The following is a 19,653-nucleotide window of genomic DNA, read 5'->3' on the forward strand; positions in this document are numbered from 1 at the left end:
GACGCTACAATGAACGTGATGACTCGCACGGACGAGCCGAGGACTCATTTCATCCTCGTGCCGGGGTTCGCGGGCTTCGATGCCCTGGGCTCATTGCACTACTACCACGGCGTGACCGAGGTGCTGCGCGGATGGAAGGGCGCCATGTACGAGGCCCCGCTCACGCTGCACTACTTCCCGAACCTGCCCACGGCGCGCATCGAGACGCGCGCGAAGCTCCTCCTGGACTGGCTCCTGCAGCGGTACAAGCGGGGGCTCCTCCGCCTGGACCGCGGCGATGCCATCCACTTCATCGGGCATTCCACCGGTGGGATGGATATCCGGTGGATGATGAAGTACCTCCACGAGCACGCGGTCAGGAGCGAGCCGATCGAGAAGTTCCCCGCGGAGGCGATCATCAAGAGCATCTGCTCCGTCCAGTTCCTCTCCACGCCCCACCGCGGCTCGAACCTGGCCCACGTCGTCGGCGGCTGGTCCGGCAAGCTCCAGGCGCTCGTGACGGTGCTCTACGAGGCCAGCCGCACCCTGCGTCAGCCGGGCGCGCGCCTCCTGGCCAGCTCGCTCAAGCGGCTCGGGTGGTCGGCCGGCTGGGTCCACGCGATCCTCGACACGATGACCCTGTTCAGCGCCTGTGATGAGCAGGACGGCCTCGCCCGCGCGCGGGCGAGGGGCGTCTACTTCGACACGCTGAAATGGCTGAACGACGCATCGGACGATTTCGGCGCCGTCGCGGACCTGGATCCGGCCCGCTATGCAGCGGACGCCGCTCACGCGGAGGATCTCTTCAGGACGACGTACGCGCACGTGCGCCTGCGCTCGATCGTGACCAGGGCCGAGCCGCTCCCGGGCGCGCCGGATCACGACCTGTTCAAGCTCTTCCACCGGTGGACCGCGTTCGAGCCTGGACAGGAGCTCGGACCCGACTGCTCGGTCCGCAGGCTCGACGCTGCGGGGAGCGTGGCGCTCGACCGCGCGCACAACGACGGGATCGTCAACTGCGTATCCATGGTGTGGCCCACGCCGGACGAGAGCGTCTTCGTCGACGCGGATCACGCGGACATCCTCGGACATCACGGCGGGCCCGGCGCGCCGGACGAGGACGTCGTGAGCCCTGCCCACAAGCGGTACGACATCTTCCTGTCCAGCTCGGGCTTCAACCGCGACCGCTTCCTGCAGGTGTGGCGGTCGGTGCGCAGCTTCGCGTTCGCCTCCGAGTCGAGCCGGGACCGCCGGGCGACGCTCTCCCGGGTCGCCCTGCCCGCGTTCGCCGCGCGGATCCCCGACGCCGAGGCCGATCACGCCGCGGCCGCGGACAGCGCGCCTGCGCCCCGCGCCGAGGCGGACGCGCCCTCGCCGATCCTCGGCGCGGAAGGGGCCGTCCAATGAGCGCCCTGCGGGGCGAGCGCCCGACAAAATGGTCGCTGATCCTCGCCGGCGGCGGGATGAAGGCCGCTTTCCAGGCAGGCGTCCTCGAGGTGTGGCTCGACGAGGCGGGCTCTCCTTCGATCGCGTCGACGGCGCCAGCGGCGGCACCCTCAACCTCGCGATGCTCTGCCAGGGGCTCAGCGGCTAGCAGATCGCGGATAGCTGGCGGCGATTCGACCCGAGCCTCGACCTCGACCTGAACCTCGAGGAGTACATCAATCCCCTCCACGCCGAGTCGATAGCGACGCTGGATCGCTTCCGCATGGCGATCCGGGAGGCGTGGCGGCTCACCGTTCACGAACGGGTGGAACCACGGCGCGGCCACCGCGGCGCCCGCGCGCGTCACGAACGAAACGGCGGAAGCCGCGCCGACAGCGGCGCCGGCCGAGCCCCTGCTGGCGCCCGACATCCAGGACACCTACCGGCGCGAGGCGGTGAGGTCGTTGCCGATCGCGTCGGACGGTGCCTCCGGCAGGCCCGTGACGCCCACGGTGCCCGCGCGCATGGCCCCGTCGGCCGTGTTCCTCGCCATGGGGCGCGACATGGCGAACGGACAGATCGAGCTGCGCTCGGATCGGACGCTGTGCGTGAAATGGAGCGTGTGCAATAACCTCCAGCCCTACAGCCTCGAGGAGCGCTTCATTCACGACGTCGTCGGCCAGCTCGGCGGCACCTACGGGCCGAGCCCGTTCTGGCGCTATGCGCGGCTCCCGGTGACGGTGCACAACGTCGGGGGCTGCCGCATGGCGGACAGCGAGGCCGAAGGGGTCACCAGCGAGCTCGGAGAGGGGGGCGCGCCCCCAGCGTCCCCCCGCCCGGAGCGTAGCCGCGCCGGCGTTCCCCCGGCGGGCGCGCGGCGGCGCTGCGGGCCGGCAGCGACGTCCGGCCCGCGAGGTCGCCGCGGGGGAGCCCGCCCTCAGGCGAACGCGTTGCGCCGGACGATGGTCGCCTCGCGATCCGCGCCGACCGACACCACGTCGACCGGCACGCCGGTCTCCTTCTCGACCAGCTCCACGTACTGCCGCGCCGCGGCCGGCAGCTCGGTCATCGAGCGGGCGCTGTCGATCGGCTCGCTCCACGCGGTCACCTGCTCGAGCACCGGCGTTGCCGTCCCGAGATCGTCGATCGGGAACTCCCGCGTGAGCCCCGAGGGCGTCTCGTAGGCGACGCACACCTTGAGCTCCGGCATGCCCGTCAGCACGTCGAGCTTCGTGAGCGCGATGCCGTCGAGGCCGTTCACCCGCGCCGCGTAGCGCAGCGCCGGCAGGTCGAGCCAGCCGGTCCGCCGCGGCCGGCCGGTCACCGAGCCGTACTCCCCGCCGACCGACCGCAGCCGCTCGCCGAGCGGGCCGCCGAGCTCCGTCGGGAACGGGCCCTCGCCCACGCGCGTGCAGTACGCCTTCGCGAGGCCGAGCACCCGGCGGATGCGCGTCGGGCCGACGCCGGCCCCCACGCACGCGCCGCCCGCGATCGCCGACGACGACGTGACGAACGGGAACGTGCCGTGGTCGATGTCGAGCAGCGTCCCCTGCGCGCCCTCCAGGAGCACGCGCTCACCCCGGCGGAGCGCCCCGTCGATGAGCTGCGACGTGTCGGCGAGCAGCGGCGTGATCCGCTTCGCCAGCGGCGCGAGCTCCTCGAGGATCGCGTCGAGCGACGGCGGCTCGCCGCCGAGCGCGCGCAAGGTCGGCGTCCACGCCTCGATCGCGCGCGAGACGAGCTGCCCGAGCCGCTTCATGTCGCGCAGGTCGCCGAGCCGCGCCCCGCGCCGCGACGCCTTGTCCTCGTAGCAGGGGCCGATGCCGCGCTTGGTCGTCCCGAGCCGCACTCCGTCCGCCGCGCTCGCCTCGCGGAGCGAGTCGACGAGCGGGTGGAACGGGAGGATCAGGTGCGCGCGATCCGAGACGAACAGCCGCCCCTCCGTCGAGCAGCCCCGCGCCTCGACAGCGTCGATCTCGGAGACGAGCACCCCCGGGTCGACCACCATCCCCTGCGCCATCACGCAGCGGGCGTTCGAGCGGAGGATGCCGCTCGGGATGAGCCGTACGATGAGCTTCTCACCGCCCACCACCAGCGTGTGTCCAGCGTTGGGTCCGCCGGCGTAGCGCACCACGAGGTCGGCGCTCTCCGTGTACAGGTCGACGACTTTTCCCTTGCCCTCGTCGCCCCACTGCGCGCCGACGATCACGATCGCGGTCATTCCGAAGCTCCTCCCGAATCACGTGGCCCGTCCTCTGCCCGCTCGTCATTCCGAGCGGCTCCGTCCGGGTTCAGGTTCGCCTTTACCCCAGGCTCGCGCGCCGAGCGAGCGTCTACTTTTCGCCCGGAGGGGTCGCCCTCGTCTTCAGCACGATCGCCTGGGCGATCGCGGCGTCGTCGAGGGTCGCCGGGACGGCGGCCGCCCCGGGCACCTCGCAGCCGGGCGGCGCCTCCAGGACGATGGCCCCGTCCCGCTCGCGCACCAGGTGGGAGAAGCGCCAGGACAGCGCGTACCCCTCGGGATCCTGGTCCGGCGGGTGCGCCACCGCCGGGACGCCGAGCCCCCGCAGCGCCGCCGCGAGCGGCTCGGCCCGCTCCGACCCCACCGCCACGAGCACCCGCGGCGCCGGCTCGTCCGCGGCGCCCGCCGCGTCGCGCGCCCAGGCCACCGCGTCGAGGTACAGGGCGAAGCCGACGGCCGGCATCGGCAAGCCGAAGCGCGAGAGCAGCATGTCGTAGCGCCCGCCCGCCGCGATCGCCTCCCCGGGGCCCTCGGCGAACACGTGGAAAATTGCACCCGTATAGTAGGCGAGGCCGCGGAGCTCGCCGAGGTCGATCCGGAGCGCCGGGCCGAGCTCGGGGCTCGCCCTGGCCGCGTCCCAGAGCGCGCGGAGCTCGGCGAGCGGCGCCTCGGCGGGCGTGCCGGAGAGCAGGCCCGCGGCCCGGTCGAAGACAAGGGACCCGTCCGGGTCGGCCTCGCCGCCGCCCGCGAGGTCCGGGAGCGCGGCGATGGCCGCGACGATGCGGCGCGGGACGTCGGCGGCGCGCGGGCTCGCGAGCACGGCGGCGAGGCGCGACGCGTCCTTCAGCTCCAGCACCTCCGAGAGCTCGGCCGCGAGCCCGGCCGGGACCGCGTCGAGCAGCGCGCGCGCGATCATCGCGTGGCCGAGGTCCACCACGAACCTGTCGAGGCCGGCCTCGCGCACCGCGGAGGCGGCGAGGCGGAGGATCTCGAGGTCGCCGCCGAGCGTGCCGACGCCGTACAGCTCGACGCCGGCCTGCGGGATCTGCCGGTGGCGGCGCGCCCGGCCCTGGCGGCGGCGGAGGACGGTGCCCTCGTAGCAGAGGCGGATCGGGCGCGGCGCGTCGGCGAGCCGCGTGGCCACGAGCCGCGCGATCTGTGGGGTCATGTCGGGGCGGAGCGCGGCCACCTCGCCCGACTCGGGCTCGATGAAGCGCAGCACGTCGGTGGCGTCGAAGGTGCCGAGCCCGCGCTCGAGCACCTCGGCGAACTCGAAGGCAGGCAGCGCGACAGGCTGGTAGCCGTACAGGACGAAGTGGTCGAGCACGCGCTTGGCGAGCGCGCGGCGGCGCCGCGCCTCCTCGGGGAGCAGGTCGCGCATGCCGGCGGGCAGCGGGTGCGCCAGCGCGCGCGACGGCGCCGCGGGGGGCGCTGTGCGCTCCAGCTCGGGCATCGGAACATGGCGGTCTCCCCCTCGGGGGGCTTCCCATCGCGGAGCGTCGCTGGACATGATGGCCCCGCTTATACCGGCTGAGCACGCGGTGCGCACGCGGCGCGCACGTCCGTTGAGCTTGCCGTGGCAAGGCGTTTGCTGATCGGAGCGCACCACCGGGCCCGTGGGCCGGAAGCGCACGCGGCGCCCTCGACGGAGAGATGGCTCATGGCTCTGACCGCCGTTCCGACCGATGTTCCGAGCGCCAGCACGAGGCCCGAGACTCCTCTGGCGCCGTGCGGTCTCACCCCGCCCGGCGCGGTCGGGTCGCGCCCGTCGCCCCGCGCCGCGAGCGCGGGCCCGCTGGCCGAGGTGATCGGCAGGGCGAAGGAGGGCGACAGGGAGTCGCTCGACGAGCTCACGCGGCTCATCCGCCCGCACGTCGAGCGGCAGCTCGCGCGCTACCCGGTGTCCGACGAGGATCGGCTCGACCTCGTGCAGTCGACGCTGCTGCAGGTGGTGCGGACGATCCGCTCGTTCCGGGGCGACTCGAGCTTCACGACGTGGCTGTTCCGGGTGACGGCGAACGAGGCGCTCATGCTGATGCGGTCGCAGCGCAGGCAGCGCGCGCGCATCGTCGAGGGGCTCGATTTCGAGGAGCTCGGCCTCTTGCCGACGATGCGCAGCACGATCGGCGAGGACGACGCCGCGTCGGCGGCGGAGCGCGAGGCGTACGTCCGCGAGGCGCTGTGTGAGCTGCCGGACGACTACCGCGACGTGGTGCTGGCGCACTACCACGAGGACCTCGGCCTGCAGGAGATCGCGCAGAAGCTCGCCGTGAGCGAGAGCGCGGTGCGCTCGCGGCTCCACCGCGCGCGCGTGCGCCTCCGGGCGATCCTCAACGCCACCGCGTTCGGGCGGGAGATCGCGGAGGGCGTCGCGGCCTGAGGGCGGGGCGGGAGGACGAGGCTAGCGGACGGCGGAGATCCTGACGGTCGCGTCGCGCCAGCGGCGGAGGACGTCCCAGAGCTCGCCCAGGGTGTGGAGGAGCACGTCGGGCCGCGCGTCGACGAGCTCCTGGTGCGAGCCGAAGCCGCCGAGGACGGCGATCGACCGCACGCCGGCGCGGCGCGCGCACTCGACGTCCTGGGGGCCGTCGCCGACCATCACCATCCTGCGCGGCGGGACCCCGAGGCGCTCGGCGAGGTGGAGCAGCGGCGCCGGCGACGGCTTCTTCTCGGCGATGTCGCCGCCGGCCATCACGGCGTGGAAGAGACCGCGGACCCCGAGCGCGGCGAGCACCGCGTCGGTCGTCGAGCGCGGCTTGTTCGTGCAGACGCAGAGCGAGAGATCGCCGAGGTCCGAGAGCCTCTCGATCATCTCCTGCGCGTCCGGCATCCAGCGGGTGAAGTCGAGCGGGTGCCGCTCATAGTACGCGAGGAAGTGCCGGAGGAGCACGTCGACGTCCTCGGACGACTCTGGGAGCCTGGCCGCGCGCGCGACAAGCGCGCGCGCGCCGTCGCCCACGTACCGGACGATCACCTGGCCGGGCAGCGGTGCGCGCCCCGTGACCTCCAGCGCGTGGTTCACCGCCGCCACGATGTCGCCTCGGCTGTCGATCAGCGTGCCGTCGAGGTCGAACACAATTGCGGTAGGAGAGACCATCGCCCGGGAGCGTACGCCGGCGCCCTCGCTGACGGAAGGTGCGACGAGCACCCAGATCGCACGTGGGGGCGTGAACTGTGAGGAGGCGGCTCGAGCACCCCGCCACGGCAGAGCTCGTACAGGGCTCGTGCAGGCTAGGCCGGCTTCATGCCAGGAGTAGAATGCCAGGCACGATGGACGGTGCGGAACGCCTGCTCGCGTGGTTCCACCAGACGCTCGCGCGCCACCAGCCCGACGACGCGCTCTCGTTCACGGAGGCGCAGGCGCGCTTCATCTCGGTGCTGACGGGCCTGATCGCGGTGGAGCGAGGCGGCGGGATGGTGTTCGGGATGGTCCTCTCCGGCGAGCACGTCGACGCGCTCGTGCGCGCGGCGCTCCCGGCGCTCGCGGAGGCGGCGCAGGCCTGGCGCGCGTACTTCGAGCGGCGCCACGGCGCGCGCGGTCGCCAGGAGGTCGCCCGCATCGCCGCCGACCTCCGCTACGCGCCGTTCCTCGACCGCGACCCCCTCCGCGCCGACCCGGCCGTCGACGAGGCGCTCGCGCAGCTCGTCGACGCTTGCCTCGACCCGCGCGGCGCCGCGCCCGGCGCGGCGCGCCTGGACGACAGGCACGATCGGCTCGACGACACGCTCCGCAGCGCGCTCGTGCGGGGCAGCTTCGCCTCCTCCGCGCCGCGCGCCGGCTGGTCCGTTGCGGTGAAGGCCCCCTCTGCGGATCGCCGGCGCGAGGTGGCCGAGGTCGAGGCGCGCCACGGGGCGCTCCACCCGCAGATCGAGGCGCTCTATGCCTCCATCGACGGGCTGGCCCTCCTCGATTCGGGCGCTGCGCCCTCCCGGGTGCCGTGGCCCGCGGCGCTCCCGCCGGCGGCGGTCGTCGTCCTGTCGCCGCTCGAGCGGGGGAGCGTCGTCCGCAAGTCGAGCTCGTCGAGCAGGATGGGAGAGATGCAGCTCCTCACGCTCGGCCAGCTGCCGGGGCACATCGTGTATACGGAGTCCGACCGCGGCGTCGAGCGCGAGCACTCCGTGGCTCTGTATCTCGCCGTTCGCGTGGGAACCGCGGAGATCTACATGACCGCCGGCGACTATTCGTCTCCAGTGCACTCGCTGGCGCCCGACCTTGTGAGCTTCCTGCGCGCGCTCCGCGGCGCGGCGCCCCGGCTCGACGGCGTCCTCGCCGCCCTGGTGGAGGTGCTCGGCGGCAGGGCGTGGAGCTCCAGGTGAGCTCCGGCGGCGCATTCCTCGCCGCCCGCTGCGCATTCCTCGCCGCCCGCTTCGCATTCCTCGCCGCCCGCTTCGCATTCCTCGCCGCCCGCTGCGCATTCCTCGCCGCCCGCTCCGCGGAGGACAGCCGGACAGGGCGCCGGCAGATCCGTTATGTTGCGGGGACGCCATGGCGCTCGACACAGCCCCCGACGCGTCCATCCCCTCGGTGCTGCCAGAGCTCGACGAGATCCGGCAGCGCATGGCCTCCCACACCGACAGGCGAGACGAGCGGCGGATCCTCGAGATCCTCGCGGGAGCGAGCGCCGTCGGGCTCGAACAGCTCCTCCTCCAGATCGATCTCCGCGCGCTGCTCGGCGATATCGACGATCGCCTCATCGGCCCCGACAACCGCACGGCGCTGCTCGATCTGCTGACCGCGGATCGCCTCGGCGACCTCGGCATCCCGGCGCGCGCGGCGCTCGCCTCGGCGCTTCAGCGCGGCCGCACGGGGCGCCTCGATGAGCAGGCGTTGCGCCGCATCTGGCTCGGCACGCGCGGCGCCGACGTCACGCGGCTCAAGAACGCGCTCGACGGCCTGGGCGGCTACCACGACCTTCACCAGCTCTTCTATCACGACATCGACGACGACGCGCTGCGCGAGGAGCTCCTCGCGCACATAGCGCGTGAAGCGACCGCGGTCTCGACGCGTGAGGTGAAGATCCTCTCCGACATCGACGATACCTTCTATGCGAACTGGACGGACGCCCGGTACCCGAAGAAGACAGTCTATCCCGGCGTCCTGCAGCTCTACGCGGAGCTCGACCGCGGGCCGGACCTCGAGCCCGGCCGGCCCGGGGACCTGACCTTCGTCACCGCCCGCCCCGGCGACCGCCTCGGCCTCGTCGAGGGCGCGACCCTCAAGGCGCTCGCCGAGCGCGGCCAGCTCACCGCGACCGTCCTCGCGGGCTCGTTCCTGCGCCTCCTCGGCAACCGCGCCATCGCGGAGAAGAAGCTCGAGAATTTCCTCGAGTACCGGCGGCTGTACCCCGAGTACGGCTTCGTCTTCGTCGGCGACAGCGGGCAGGGCGACATCCACGTTGGCCAGCGGATGCTCGAGCTCGCGCCGGAGGCCGTCAAAGCGGTCCTCATCCACGACGTTGTCGCGACGCCCGAGGCAGCGCGGCTGGAGCTCGCGGTCGGCGGGGTGCGCCTGTTCGACACGTACATCGGCGCGGCGCGCGAGGCGCTCGAGCTCGGCCTCCTCGGCCCCGAGGGCGCGGCGCGCGTGGCCGAGGCGGCGCTCGCGGCGTTCGACGCGGTCCCGTTCCTGTCGCACGAGGACCGCGAGCCGCGCCGGCTCGACTTGGTGCGCGACGTCGCGCGGTTGACGGAGCTCCTGCCGGCTCCCTTGCGGTTCGAGACAACCCTGTGAGCAGCTCCCGGGGGCCTCGGGAGGATGACGCCTGAAGGCGGGAAGGGCAGACCGATGAGCTCGCCGCCTGCAGAGGCGTGATCAGGGGATGTTGAAATACTCCGTCTGACAACAGCTCTCTTTCACGCCGCACGCGGTGGCGCTCTCTCCTTCACACGTCCCGACCTCGACGTCGTCCACGAGGCACACGCAGGTCGTGTCTCCGCCGGCAAGCGTGTCGCATTGCGTCTCGTACCGCTTGCCCTGGCACGTCGACACGCACCCGCACGTCTCGCCTTCCGCGCCGCCTCCGCCCTGGCAGAGCTGCCCGCCGCACCCGTGGAGCGCGGTGCACGCCTCCAGCGCGTCGATCTCGTCCCTGCACGCGTCAGGCGGCTCGAAACCACACTGGACCGTTGCGAGGGGCAGGAAGCACGCGAAGGCCGCGCCAAACTCGTCCTCACACTCGGCGCCAGCGCGCTGGAGCTGGTCTTCGCAGAAGTCGTCGGCGCAGCTTGCGCCGGGATCGTCGCATTGGCTCACCTCGTCGCAGTAATCCAGGCACGCCTGCAAGGCGTCCGGGCTGCCCGTGTCGTCCGAGCCGCCGGCGCCGCCACCATCGGTCGAGCCGCCAGCGCCGCCCGAGCCAGGGCCGCGCGGGCCGTCGCCACCCCCAGCGCCGCCCGAGCCGCCACCCCCGTTGTCCCCGTCGACAGAACCACACGCGGCGAGCAGGCCCATCGCGCCGAGGAACAGCGTTCTACCAAGCACGTTCAAGAATCTTTGCATCGCTCGATTCTAGCTCGAGCCACAGTCGCCCAGAACGGCGAGCAAGAAGCAGACGCCGCGCCGAGCCTCGCTCTTCAGGCCGCCGCGAGCGCCGCGACGAAGCGGTCGATCTCGGGTTCGTCGTTGTAGTAGTGCACCGACGCGCGCACGAGATCGGGAATCCCGCGCGCCTCGAAGTCGAGCAGGGTCCCGGACGCTGTCGACACGCTGACGTGGATCGCCTGCGCGCCGAGCCGCGCCTTGACGGCCGTGGCGTCCTCGCCCTCCCTCGTGAAGGTCACGATGCCGCAGCGCCGCTTGCCGAGGTCGCGCACGGCGACGCCGGGGAGCTCGGCCAGCCGCGCGCGGAGGCGCTCGGCCAGCGCGCAGACCCGGTCGCGGATCGCCGGCAGGCCGAGGCGAAGCGCGTAGTCGACGGCCGCGCCGAGGCCGAGCCGGCCGGCGACATGGCTCTCCCAGCTCTCGAAGCGCCGGGCGTCGGGCCGCAGCTCGTAGCGGTCCGGCGCGGTCCAGCAGGCAGCGTGCAGATCGAGGAACGGCGGCTCGAGCCGCTCGAGCAACGCGCGCCGGACATAGAGAAAGCCCGTGCCGCGCGGCCCGCGCAGGTACTTGCGCCCCGTCGCCGACAGCATGTCGCAGCCGATCGCCTCGACGTCGATCGGCAGCTGCCCCACCGACTGACACGCGTCGAGCAGGAACGGCACGCCCGCCGACCTGGCGCGGCGGCCGATCTCCTCCGCTGGGTTGATCAGCCCGCCGCTCGTGGGGATATGGGTGACCGCGATCAGCTTGACCCGCTCGTCGAGCAGGCGGTCGAGCTCGGGCAGCGAGACGGCGCCGCTCTCATCGCTGGGAATGGGGACGATCTCGGCGCCGGTGCGCCGCGCCATCTGCAAGAACGCGATGTAGTTCGACGCGTACTCGGCGCGCGCGGTCAGGATGCGATCGCCCGGGCCGAAGCGGAGGGAGTAGAACGCCATGTCCCAGGCGCGCGTGGCGCTCTCGACCTGGGCGATCTCGTCCGGCGCCGCGCCGATGAGCCGCGCGATCGAGCCGTAGACCGCCTCGAGCCGCTCGCCCGCCTCCGCCTCGGCCTCGTAGCCGCCGATGGCCGCCTCGCGGCGCAGGTGATCGACAACCGTGTCGACCACCACGGCCGGGGGCAACGCGGCCCCCGCGTTGTTGAAGTGCACGACACCGGCGCAGGCCGGGGTGTCGCGGCGCAGCGCGGCGATATCCATCGTCATGAGCCCCTCTTCCTCGCGAGACCGATCCGCCGCCGGACAGCAGCGGCGCCGGCAGACTCTACGTCAAGAGCAGCCCGCTGCGCAGCTCGGTCGGGGAACGCTTTGCTGAGGCCTGCCTGTCTGATGCCCGCGGGCCTCACCCCGCCCCCCTGCGGCCCGCGCCGGCGCGCGGCGGCGAGCCGGGGGCGCTGGCGGCCGCCGGCGCGGCGGGCGCCGCATGTCGCACACCGCTGGCACCTCCATTGCTGACCACGCTGCGGCGCCGGCGACGCCCGGCGAACGGCCGCCCCGCAGCCGAGATGCAGGCAGCAGCGGCAGGCATGGAGGAGCCCATGAATGAGCAGACCTCGGTCGAGGTCCGTGTTCCACGCGAGATGACCCCGGACGAGAGGCACCTCCTCGACGACGAGCTCCAGGCCATGCGCCGCCTGATCTTCGAGGGATCGCAGCGGGAGAGGAGCTTCGCCGCCCACGTCCTCCACGCCGACGCGGAGCACGGCGCCCTCGTGCTCCAGCGGAGCGCAGGCGGCCGGATCGTCGGCTACTTCGCGATGCAGATCGTCGAGCGGGAGCTCTCCGGCGGGAGGGTCGCCATCGTCCGCGGCGAGTCCGGGGCGGTCGGCGAGCACCCGGCGAGCAACGATGTCGTCCTCCGCCTCGCCCTGGAGCGCCTCATCCGCTACATGCTCGCCCGCCCGGGTCGACCCGTGTACTGCCTTTGCTCGCTCGCCCATCCGTCGAGCTACGCCCTGCTCTCGCGCTTCGTCGACGTGACCCACACGAGCCCGGCCGAGAGCAGCCCCGCGGGCGCGGACGAGCACATGTCCGCGCTCGCCGCCTCGTTTGACCGCGGGTCGGGCGCGCAAGGCGGCCTGCTCGCCTTCGAGGTCGCGCGGCGGGAGAGCGCGCCCTCGGGGAGCTGCGATTTCCTGCACCTCTACGAGAACCCCGCGGTCCGGTGCTTCGTCTCGGCGCACCCGGGGCCCGCGGAGGGGCACGGGCTCATCGCGCTCGTGCCGCTGAGCCTCGGCGGCATGATGCGCGCGGCGGCGCGCACCGCGGGGCCGGCGGCGCGGCGCGCGTAGCCGGCCCTCCGCCGCTCACGCCAGCACGGCCGACAGGCTCTCGAGGAAGCGCTGGTTCTCGCGCTCGGTGCCGACGGTGACGCGCAGGCTGGTCGGCAGGTTGCCGAACGGCCGCACGATGACGCCCTTGCGCAGCAGCGCGTCGTACACGGCGCGCGCCGGCCGCTTCACGTCCACGAGCACGAAGTTCGCCTGGCTCGGGGCCACCGACAGCCCGAGCGCGGTGAGCTCGCGCGTGAGCCGCTCGCGCTCGCTGCGGTTCAGCGCGCGGCTCTTCTCGACGTGCTCGGCGTCGTCCAGCGCCGCGAGCGCGGCCGCCTGCCCGATCGCGCTCACGTTGAACGGCGCGCGCACCCGGTTCATGTAGTCGACGAGCTGGGCCGGGCCCACGACGTAGCCGACGCGCAGGCCCGCCAGGCCGTAGATCTTGGAGAAGGTGCGCACCACGAGGAGCCGTTCCCGCAGCCCGCGGAGGCGCATGGAGTCCGGGTAGTCCGCCGCGTCCGTGTACTCGATGTACGCCTCGTCCATGACGACGATGACCTCGGGCGGCACCTCCCGGAGCAGGCGCTCGACCGCGGCGCGGCCGACGTGCGTGCCGGTCGGGTTGTTCGGGTTCGCGACGAACAGGAGGCGCGTCTTCGGCGTGACCGCCGCGGCCATCGCCTCGAGGTCGTGCCGCAGGTCGCGCAGCGGCACGGCGGTGTACGGAACGCCGTACGCCAGCGCGGAGATCTTGTAGACGATGAAGGCCGGATCCGCGAACACCATGTGCGACCCGGGCGTCGCGAAGGTGTGCACCATCAGGTCGAGCAGCTCGTTCGAGCCGTTGCCCTGGATGATCTCGTCCATCGAGACGCCGTGGACCGCCGCGAGCCGCTCGCGGAGCCGGTACGCCGCCCCGTCCGGGTAGAGGTTCATGCTCTCGAGCGCCCGGCGCGCCGCCTCGACGGCGCGCGGGCTCGGCCCGAGCGGGTTCTCGTTCGACGCGAGCTTCACGGCGTCGGTCACGCCGAGCTCGCGCGCGAGCTCCTCGAGCGGCTTCCCCCCCTCGTACGGGACGAGGCTCTCGATGGTGGGTAGAACAATCGCAGACATGGGGGCGCAGCCTACCACGCCTGCGCCGCGCCGCGCGTCACGCGCGCGCGCCCCGCAGCCGCTCCCGCGCCCGGACGAAGACCTCCCTGTGCGGGGTCGCCTCGTCCGCCGCGAGGGCCTCGACCCGCGGGAGCGCGGCGCTCCCCAGGGCGGCGAAGGCCTCGACGGCGCGGTCCTTCGGGACCTCGCCGTCCACCCGCCACTTCTGGACGGCGCTCGCCAGCTTGTCCGCGGCCGCCTCGGTCGAGCAGAGATCGACGTAAAGCCACGCCCCGCGGACGAACATCGCGCGGCCGGTGGGCGTGGTCTGCATGTAATGGTCGAACGAGAGGGCGAGGATCAGCGGCTCGCGCCGGTCGGGCGGCAGGCGCGCGAGGACGGCGCGCATGTCCTCGAAGAAAGGCTCCGCCATGCCCGCCGCGACCAGCGGACCGTGGCGGGGGTCCAGCGTCTTGCCCTCCTTCGCGAGGGCCGCCGAGAGCGCCGCGATCAGCGCGGCGCAGAGGACGTCGCGGCGGTCCTGGGCGGCGAGCAGCCGGTCCGCTGCCTGCTCGAGGAGGTCGGCGGGCACGCGCGCGATCAGCGCCCCCGCGAGCATGCGCTCCAGCCTGGTCCGGCGGCCCAGGGTCACCGTCCAGGGGTCATCGCCGCGGCGCGGCCACGGCACCAGCAGCGCGTACGGCGGCACCGCCGCGTCCTGACACGCCTCGATCACCTCCTCCGGGCCGAGCGAGGCGTTGAGCGCGTCCACCCAGGCCTCGACAGGGGCCCTGTCGCTCATGACCCGGATGGCGAGCCGCCACAGCGGCTCGCCGCCCACAGCGCGATCGAGCGGCCCCGCCGGCGTGAGCCCGAGGAAACGGCGGAGATCGCCCTCGGCCGAGAGCAGGCCGTGGCGCGACAGCGCGGCGCCGATGCGCTGGACGAGCTGCCGCTCCACGAGGTGCTTGAGCGTGCCGCGCTGGGCCTCGTTCAGCTCGGAGGGGAGCCGCAGGTCGGACGGCGGGCCCCCGTCGACGGCGAACACAGCGTCGACGATCGCTGTCGCCACGCGCGGCTGCGTCGGCTTGCCCTGCGTCGCCTCGAGCAGCCCCACGAGGAGGCTCACGTCCTGCTGCGCGGCGCCGACCCGGGTGAGGGCCATCGCGATGTGGTTGCCGAGCTCCCCGCCGCACCAGGGGAAGTCGGCGAGCGGCTGCGCGGCGCTCGCCAGCGCGTCGAGCAGCACCCTCTGCTCCGCGGCGCCGACGCGCGACGGCGACGCGTACGCGAGCGCCAGGCACGCCGCGACGCGGACAAGATCCGGCCCCTCGTGGGCCAGCTCGAGGAAGCGGTCGACGTCGCCCTCGTCCCCGAGGTACCCGTCGAGGTACCCGAGGCACAGCACGGCGCTCGCCCGCGCCTTCTCGTCCGGCTCCGCCGCGACGCGGGCGCGGACGACAGGGGCCGAGCGCTCCGCGTGGCTGGACAGGAACGCGAGCAGGAGCGCGGCGGCGACGCGGACCGATGCGTCGCTGTCGGAGAGCAGGGCGAGATATCCATCGATGCCCGCCGCGACGCGCTGGTAAATCGCCTTGTACGGGTGGTCCTCCGGGAGCTCGCCGAACGCGCGACCACGGACGTCGTATCCGGCGCTGATGGACCGGATGTGGTCTCCCCCGACCGCGAGGTTCGCCAGGAAAACGAGGATCGCGGCGCGGTCCTTGACCGAGGGGTCCAGGGCCAGCTCGACGAGGAAGGGCGCCGCCGCCACCGCCGCCGCGGTGATCGTGCCCTGATGGTTGATCGTGTCGTCCAGGCCCTTGAGCGCGCCGCGGCGCTCCGGCGCCTTCTTGGAGCGGAGCGCGCGCAGGCCGCCGGGCACGTCCGTCGCGGGCCCGTAGGCATGCTCGATTCCGTTCCAGTCGATCGCGTCGAGATCGGTCGTGGCCATATCCACCCCGGATAGCCGCGGGGTGGGCTGGAATCAAGGATAGCGTCTGGAGCCCGCCGTCCGCGCCGCCACCTGGTGTGCGCTGGGGTTTCCCGGCCATCGGTAGTCGATCGTGCAGTTGTTCGCCGACGCGAACTCCTCCATGCGGCGGTGACACGAGGTGCACGGCGGGAGCTGCCCGTCGATCTGCAGGTGTCCGCCGTCGAGCTCGAGCCCCTCCTCGTCGCGCCTCCTCTCGAGATCGCGGATGATCTGCGCCTCGGTGTCCGACGTGCGGTGCACGAGGTTGCCGTCCTCGTCGCGGCCCGTCAGGTTCCGGAACGGGTTGATGCCGTTGTCCGCGTTGTACTGCCGGGAGTAGTCGTCCGCCTCGGAGTCGTAGCTGGACGAGAACGGCTGTCCGCCGTTCAGCGCGATCGGCTGGCCGTTCCTGGGCGTGAAGGTGGCTGTCGCGTGGTGGGCCAGCCCCAGGGGGTCGACCCCCGTGACCGGGTTGACGCAGTACCGGTAGACGTTCGCGTCGGGCAGGCCGCCGTGAGGATCCTCGCTGAGGTAACGGCCCGTGTCGGGATCGTAGTAGCGATATCGATTGTAGTGCAGCCCGGTCTCCGGATCGTGGTGCTGCCCGCGGAAGCGCAGCGCGGTGGTCGCCTGGCTCCCCGGCGAGGTCTCCGTCGCTCCCCACGCGCTGCGGCGCAGCTCGCCGACCACCCGCCCGTCGCCCGCGACGAGGTGCTCGGGCGTGCCGATCGGATCGTTCACGTGGTAGACCCACGCGCCGACCTGCCGGCCCCCGGGCGTGACGATGTCCTCGCGCTCGGCGAGCGGATGGCCGAACCGGCCGTCATAGGAGTACGTCCGCTCCGACACGACCGGATCGCCGCGCCCGTCGGCCGCCTCGCGGATCTCGTGCACGATGCGGTCCTTATCCCAGACGAAGCGCATGGACGCGACCGGGACGAGCGAGCCGATGTCGTCCCGCCGATACACCCGCTTCGCCACGCGGCGCGCGAACGGGTCATATGCGAACTCGATGACGGCGCCGTCGGGGCGGTGGACGCGCGCGAGGTTGCCGGCGCCGCTCCACTCGTACTTCCACCGTTCCACGCTTCCGTCCGGGCGCTGCACGCGCTTCTCCGCGAGGCAGCCGTCCGCGTCCCACACGTAGCTCGCCGCCCCCTTCTCCAGCAGCGTATTGCCAGGACCGTACGTGCGGCCGAGCGCCGCCTCCGAGACGTTCCCTGCGGCGTCGTACCGGTAGGCCTCGAGGAGCTGCGCGCCGGACGACACCGCCGTGAGCTGCTCGCGCGCGTCGTACGCGTACTCCTTCGCGCCGAGGCTCTGATCCCAGCGGCGGACGACGTTCTCGGCGTTCAGCGAGTACTGGAACGCCTTGTCGACAGTCCTCGTGGACGGCAGCGGCCCCACCCACGCCGGCTGCCCGGCCCCGACCTGGGGACGCGCCGCCCGGCCGGCGATCACGCGGCGCCGCGCGACGCCGCCCTCGAGGCCGTACTCGCTCTCCTGCGCCGCGCCGCCCGACAGCGCGCGGCGCAGCTCGCGGCCGACCGGATCGTACGCGAAGTCGACGCGCTCGCCCCCGCCGAGATCCGACCACCGGGGGCGCCCCATGACGTCGCGATCGATCGCGTGCTCGTGGCCGAGCGACGTGCTGAGCCGCACGCGCCGGCGCATGACGTCGTACTCGTGATCGACAGCGTACGTGCGCCGGTCCACCGTGTGCGCCTCCCGCACGAGCTGGTCCGCCGCATCCATCTCGTAGACGTACTCGCCGGCGTCGTTCGTCGCGCGCGCGAGCCGGCCGCGAGCGTCGTATTCGAAGGTAGCCTTCGTGTCGTCGGGGTAATTGACCTCGACGACGCTGCCAATGAGATTCCTGACGTATTCCGTCTTCTCGCCGCGCCCGTTCGTGTACGCGATGAGCCGGTTCATCGCGTCGTATTTGAACCGCTGGGTGCGGCCGTTGAACGACAGTATCTCGGTCACGAGGCCGTCGGGGTTGTACGTGCTGTACCGGACCTCGCCCTTCTCGTTGTGGACCTCGACGAGGTAGCCCTCCCGGTTGTACCTGTAACGGAGCCTGTCGCCGTTCGGGTGCTTCAGCCCGATGATGCGCCGCAGGAGGTAATCGATCGTGTAGACGTGGCCGTCCGCGTCGACGTGCTGGACGATCGCGTCGACGCCGTTGTAACCGAAGCGCTCCACCCCGCCGTTCGGGAAGAACGCCGCGACGATGCGGCCGCAGTCGTCGTACGAGAACCGGGTCACCGCGCCCCGCGGGTCGGTCTGCGCCACGCAGCGCCCGAGCGGGTCGTAGGCGTAAAGCCACGTGGTGCCGTCGGGCTGGATCGCCGCTGTCTGGTTGCAGTGCGCGTCGTACTCGTAACGGATGACCCCGCCGTTCGGCAGCGTCTGCCGCACGATGTTCCCGCGCTGGTCGTGCTCCCGCGTGATCACCTCGCCGCGCGCCTTGACGAGCTCGACGAGGTTGCCGCGGCCGTCATAGCGAGCGCGTAGGATCACGCCGAGGTCGTCGCACGCCTCCTCCACCTGGCCCATCGCGTTCCGGGTGAACACGGTGGTGCGCCCGAGCGGATCGGTGGCCGTGAGGATCCGGCCGCGGGCGTCGCGGGTCCAGCGCGTCGTCGCCTCGAGCGCGTCGGAGTGCGTCGCCAGAAACCCGTTCTCATCGAAGGTGCGCGTCGTGACATGGCCGTTCGATATGCCCTTGTCCACGAGCCCACGCGCGTTCACGAAGACGCGGCGCACCTGCATCGAGTCGGCGATCTCCCGGTAGCCGGCGTCGTCGTACTCGATCCTGCAGTGCATGAACCCCTTCGCCTTCGTCCTGCCGTCCGCGAGCACGTCGGGCACGCCGTCCGACAGCCCCGGGACGCTGCCGTCCGGGTAGGCGCCCCAGGTCTCCACGCACCGGTGCAGCTCGTCATAGACGAAATGGAACGTCGGGCAGTCCGGCGCTGTATACGACGTCAAGAAGTGGTCCTCGTCGTAGGTGAACCGCGCGACGTAGCCGCCGGCGTCGGTCACCGCGACGAGGTCGCCCCGGGCGCCGTACGTGTACTCCGCGAGCCGGATCCACTGGCCCTGCTGGGGGGCGTTCTTGACCTCGAACCCGCGGATCCGCCCCTCCGGGGTGCGCAGCGCGCGGACGACGCGGCCCACGCAGTCGACGATCTCGGCGAGCCCGCCGTCGCGGTAGGTGAGCGTGATGCGGTTCTGGTTGCGGTCCTCGACGGCCGTGAGCCGGTAGCGACGCCCCTCGCCGTCGAGCGAGGAGAAGCGGCGCCAGATGCCGTCGATCTCGAGCGCGAAGCCCGAGGCGTCGCGGGTGAGCGCCCAGCCCCGGTGGATCACCTCGCCGCCGACCTGGGGCAAGTCGAGCTGGAGCATCGTGCCGTGCTCGTCCCAGATCTCGACGCTCCGGGCCCTCGCGACGATCTCCCACCCGAGCGAGTGCGTCCAGCCGTGCCCGAGCCCCACGTCGCGATCGACCGCGTGCGAGGAGTATTTCCGGTAGAGCTCCAGCGGCAGCGGGCCGGGCAGCCACACATCGAGCGACGGCAGGGTGTAGACGCGCCCCGTCGCGACGTCGACAGGGTCGCCCGCCGAGAGCTGGTTGCCGCAGTTGTTGCACCCCCCCGGCGACCCTTGCCCGCAGCTCTGGGCGCCCTTGTCGCCGCCGTTCGCGTCGTTGCCGCCGTTCTCGCCGTTCGCCCCCTGCCTGTCGCCGCCGCCCTTGCCGCCGCGGCCCCCCTTGCCGCCGCCGTCGCCGCCGCCGCCCATGATCCAGGTGCCGGGGTTCATCCCGGGGATGGCCGGGATATTGGGAATGGGCGCCGTTCTGGCCATGGACTCCTCCAGGAAGCGAATCGATCCGGGTGAACAACATCCCGCCGCGCAAGGCAGGATAGACAGGCGTCGACCCGGTAACAATTGCGAGCGACGCTGCGCTCCGCCCGTCGCTGACCGCGCGTCGCGATAGCGCCCGTCGCTGACCGCAAAACTCTCTCGTCGCGGTACGGCCCCCGCGCTCGACCACGGCAATGCGTCCGCCACGCTGCCTCCGAGAGAGCCGCGCCGCCACGCCCCGAGGGCGCGCCGCG

General features: G+C 72.6%; 13 protein-coding genes. 5 read left to right on the forward strand and 8 right to left on the reverse strand.

Annotation, left to right across the window (positions count from 1 at the left end):
- The first annotated feature begins 9 nt into the window (after nt 1–9).
- The gene (locus WMF42_RS43985) at nt 10–1,386 is read left to right on the forward strand and encodes an esterase/lipase family protein (protein WP_437689226.1); all 1,377 of its coding nucleotides are present in this window, start codon (nt 10–12) and stop codon (nt 1,384–1,386) included.
- Between the two features lie 955 nt (nt 1,387–2,341).
- Here the strand turns inward: WMF42_RS43985 and WMF42_RS43990 are convergent.
- On the reverse strand, nt 2,342–3,625 hold the full coding sequence (locus tag WMF42_RS43990) for an adenylosuccinate synthase (protein ID WP_061605706.1): 1,284 nt from the start codon (nt 3,623–3,625) through the stop codon (nt 2,342–2,344).
- Nucleotides 3,626–3,737: 112 nt separating this feature from the next.
- Nucleotides 3,738–5,099: an ATP phosphoribosyltransferase regulatory subunit gene (hisZ, locus tag WMF42_RS43995; RefSeq protein WP_233561010.1), complete on the reverse strand. Its 1,362-nt coding sequence runs from the start codon at nt 5,097–5,099 to the stop codon at nt 3,738–3,740.
- Between the two features lie 207 nt (nt 5,100–5,306).
- Here hisZ and WMF42_RS44000 point away from each other — a divergent pair, with 207 nt between their 5' ends.
- Complete coding sequence (locus WMF42_RS44000; protein WP_437689228.1) at nt 5,307–6,026, forward strand: RNA polymerase sigma factor; 720 nt, start codon at nt 5,307–5,309, stop codon at nt 6,024–6,026.
- Between the two features lie 21 nt (nt 6,027–6,047).
- Here the strand turns inward: WMF42_RS44000 and WMF42_RS44005 are convergent, their stop codons facing one another.
- Entirely contained in the window at nt 6,048–6,743 is a 696-nt protein-coding gene (locus tag WMF42_RS44005) for an HAD family hydrolase (protein WP_437689230.1), read from the reverse strand.
- Between the two features lie 173 nt (nt 6,744–6,916).
- On the opposite strand from WMF42_RS44005, the gene WMF42_RS44010 reads away from it, so the two are divergent.
- Together WMF42_RS44010 and WMF42_RS44015 are read left to right on the forward strand one after the other, a co-directional pair.
- Nucleotides 6,917–7,963, forward strand: coding sequence for a hypothetical protein (locus WMF42_RS44010; protein WP_437689231.1), 1,047 nt, complete (start codon nt 6,917–6,919; stop codon nt 7,961–7,963).
- A gap of 169 nt (nt 7,964–8,132) precedes the next feature.
- Entirely contained in the window at nt 8,133–9,377 is a 1,245-nt protein-coding gene (locus tag WMF42_RS44015) for a phosphatase domain-containing protein (RefSeq protein ID WP_437689233.1), read from the forward strand.
- An 81-nt stretch (nt 9,378–9,458) separates the two neighbouring features.
- On the opposite strand, the gene WMF42_RS44020 is transcribed toward WMF42_RS44015, so the two are convergent.
- A complete protein-coding gene (locus tag WMF42_RS44020) occupies nt 9,459–10,145 on the reverse strand; it encodes a hypothetical protein (protein ID WP_437689235.1) in 687 nt (228 codons plus the stop codon).
- 74 nt (nt 10,146–10,219) lie between these two features.
- A complete protein-coding gene (locus tag WMF42_RS44025; protein ID WP_437689237.1) occupies nt 10,220–11,392 on the reverse strand; it encodes an aminotransferase class V-fold PLP-dependent enzyme in 1,173 nt (390 codons plus the stop codon).
- A 332-nt stretch (nt 11,393–11,724) separates the two neighbouring features.
- Here WMF42_RS44025 and WMF42_RS44030 point away from each other — a divergent pair, with 332 nt between their 5' ends.
- Nucleotides 11,725–12,477, forward strand: coding sequence for a hypothetical protein (locus tag WMF42_RS44030; RefSeq protein ID WP_437689239.1), 753 nt, complete (start codon nt 11,725–11,727; stop codon nt 12,475–12,477).
- Between the two features lie 15 nt (nt 12,478–12,492).
- On the opposite strand, the gene hisC is transcribed toward WMF42_RS44030, so the two are convergent.
- Genes hisC through WMF42_RS44045 form a run of 3 tightly spaced genes read right to left on the reverse strand, consistent with a single transcriptional unit; the run spans nt 12,493 to nt 19,399 of the window.
- Nucleotides 12,493–13,575, reverse strand: coding sequence for a histidinol-phosphate transaminase (hisC, locus tag WMF42_RS44035; RefSeq protein WP_061606165.1), 1,083 nt, complete (start codon nt 13,573–13,575; stop codon nt 12,493–12,495).
- Nucleotides 13,576–13,612: 37 nt separating this feature from the next.
- Nucleotides 13,613–15,508 carry a hypothetical protein gene (locus WMF42_RS44040; RefSeq protein WP_437689241.1) on the reverse strand — a complete coding sequence of 632 codons (1,896 nt, stop codon included), beginning with the start codon at nt 15,506–15,508 and terminating at the stop codon, nt 13,613–13,615.
- Nucleotides 15,509–15,541: 33 nt separating this feature from the next.
- Nucleotides 15,542–19,399, reverse strand: a complete 3,858-nt coding sequence (locus WMF42_RS44045) for an RHS repeat-associated core domain-containing protein (protein WP_437689243.1) — start codon at nt 19,397–19,399, stop codon at nt 15,542–15,544.
- Nucleotides 19,400–19,653 lie beyond the last annotated feature (254 nt).

This window comes from Sorangium sp. So ce176, assembly GCF_051519835.1.
GTDB classification, from domain to species: domain Bacteria; phylum Myxococcota_A; class Polyangia; order Polyangiales; family Polyangiaceae; genus Sorangium; species Sorangium cellulosum_G.

Excerpts from the sequence above, each read along its gene's own strand:
- WMF42_RS43985 (WP_437689226.1), top strand. The coding sequence starts at position 10 with ATGAACGTGATGACTCGCACGGACGAGCCGAGGACTCATTTCATCCTC.
- WMF42_RS43990 (WP_061605706.1), bottom strand. The coding sequence starts at position 3,625 with ATGACCGCGATCGTGATCGTCGGCGCGCAGTGGGGCGACGAGGGCAAG.
- hisZ (WP_233561010.1), bottom strand. The coding sequence starts at position 5,099 with ATGCCCGAGCTGGAGCGCACAGCGCCCCCCGCGGCGCCGTCGCGCGCG.
- WMF42_RS44000 (WP_437689228.1), top strand. The coding sequence starts at position 5,307 with ATGGCTCTGACCGCCGTTCCGACCGATGTTCCGAGCGCCAGCACGAGG.
- WMF42_RS44005 (WP_437689230.1), bottom strand. The coding sequence starts at position 6,743 with ATGGTCTCTCCTACCGCAATTGTGTTCGACCTCGACGGCACGCTGATC.
- WMF42_RS44010 (WP_437689231.1), top strand. The coding sequence starts at position 6,917 with ATGGACGGTGCGGAACGCCTGCTCGCGTGGTTCCACCAGACGCTCGCG.
- WMF42_RS44015 (WP_437689233.1), top strand. The coding sequence starts at position 8,133 with ATGGCGCTCGACACAGCCCCCGACGCGTCCATCCCCTCGGTGCTGCCA.
- WMF42_RS44020 (WP_437689235.1), bottom strand. The coding sequence starts at position 10,145 with ATGCAAAGATTCTTGAACGTGCTTGGTAGAACGCTGTTCCTCGGCGCG.
- WMF42_RS44025 (WP_437689237.1), bottom strand. The coding sequence starts at position 11,392 with ATGACGATGGATATCGCCGCGCTGCGCCGCGACACCCCGGCCTGCGCC.
- WMF42_RS44030 (WP_437689239.1), top strand. The coding sequence starts at position 11,725 with ATGAATGAGCAGACCTCGGTCGAGGTCCGTGTTCCACGCGAGATGACC.
- hisC (WP_061606165.1), bottom strand. The coding sequence starts at position 13,575 with ATGTCTGCGATTGTTCTACCCACCATCGAGAGCCTCGTCCCGTACGAG.
- WMF42_RS44040 (WP_437689241.1), bottom strand. The coding sequence starts at position 15,508 with ATGGCCACGACCGATCTCGACGCGATCGACTGGAACGGAATCGAGCAT.
- WMF42_RS44045 (WP_437689243.1), bottom strand. The coding sequence starts at position 19,399 with ATGGCCAGAACGGCGCCCATTCCCAATATCCCGGCCATCCCCGGGATG.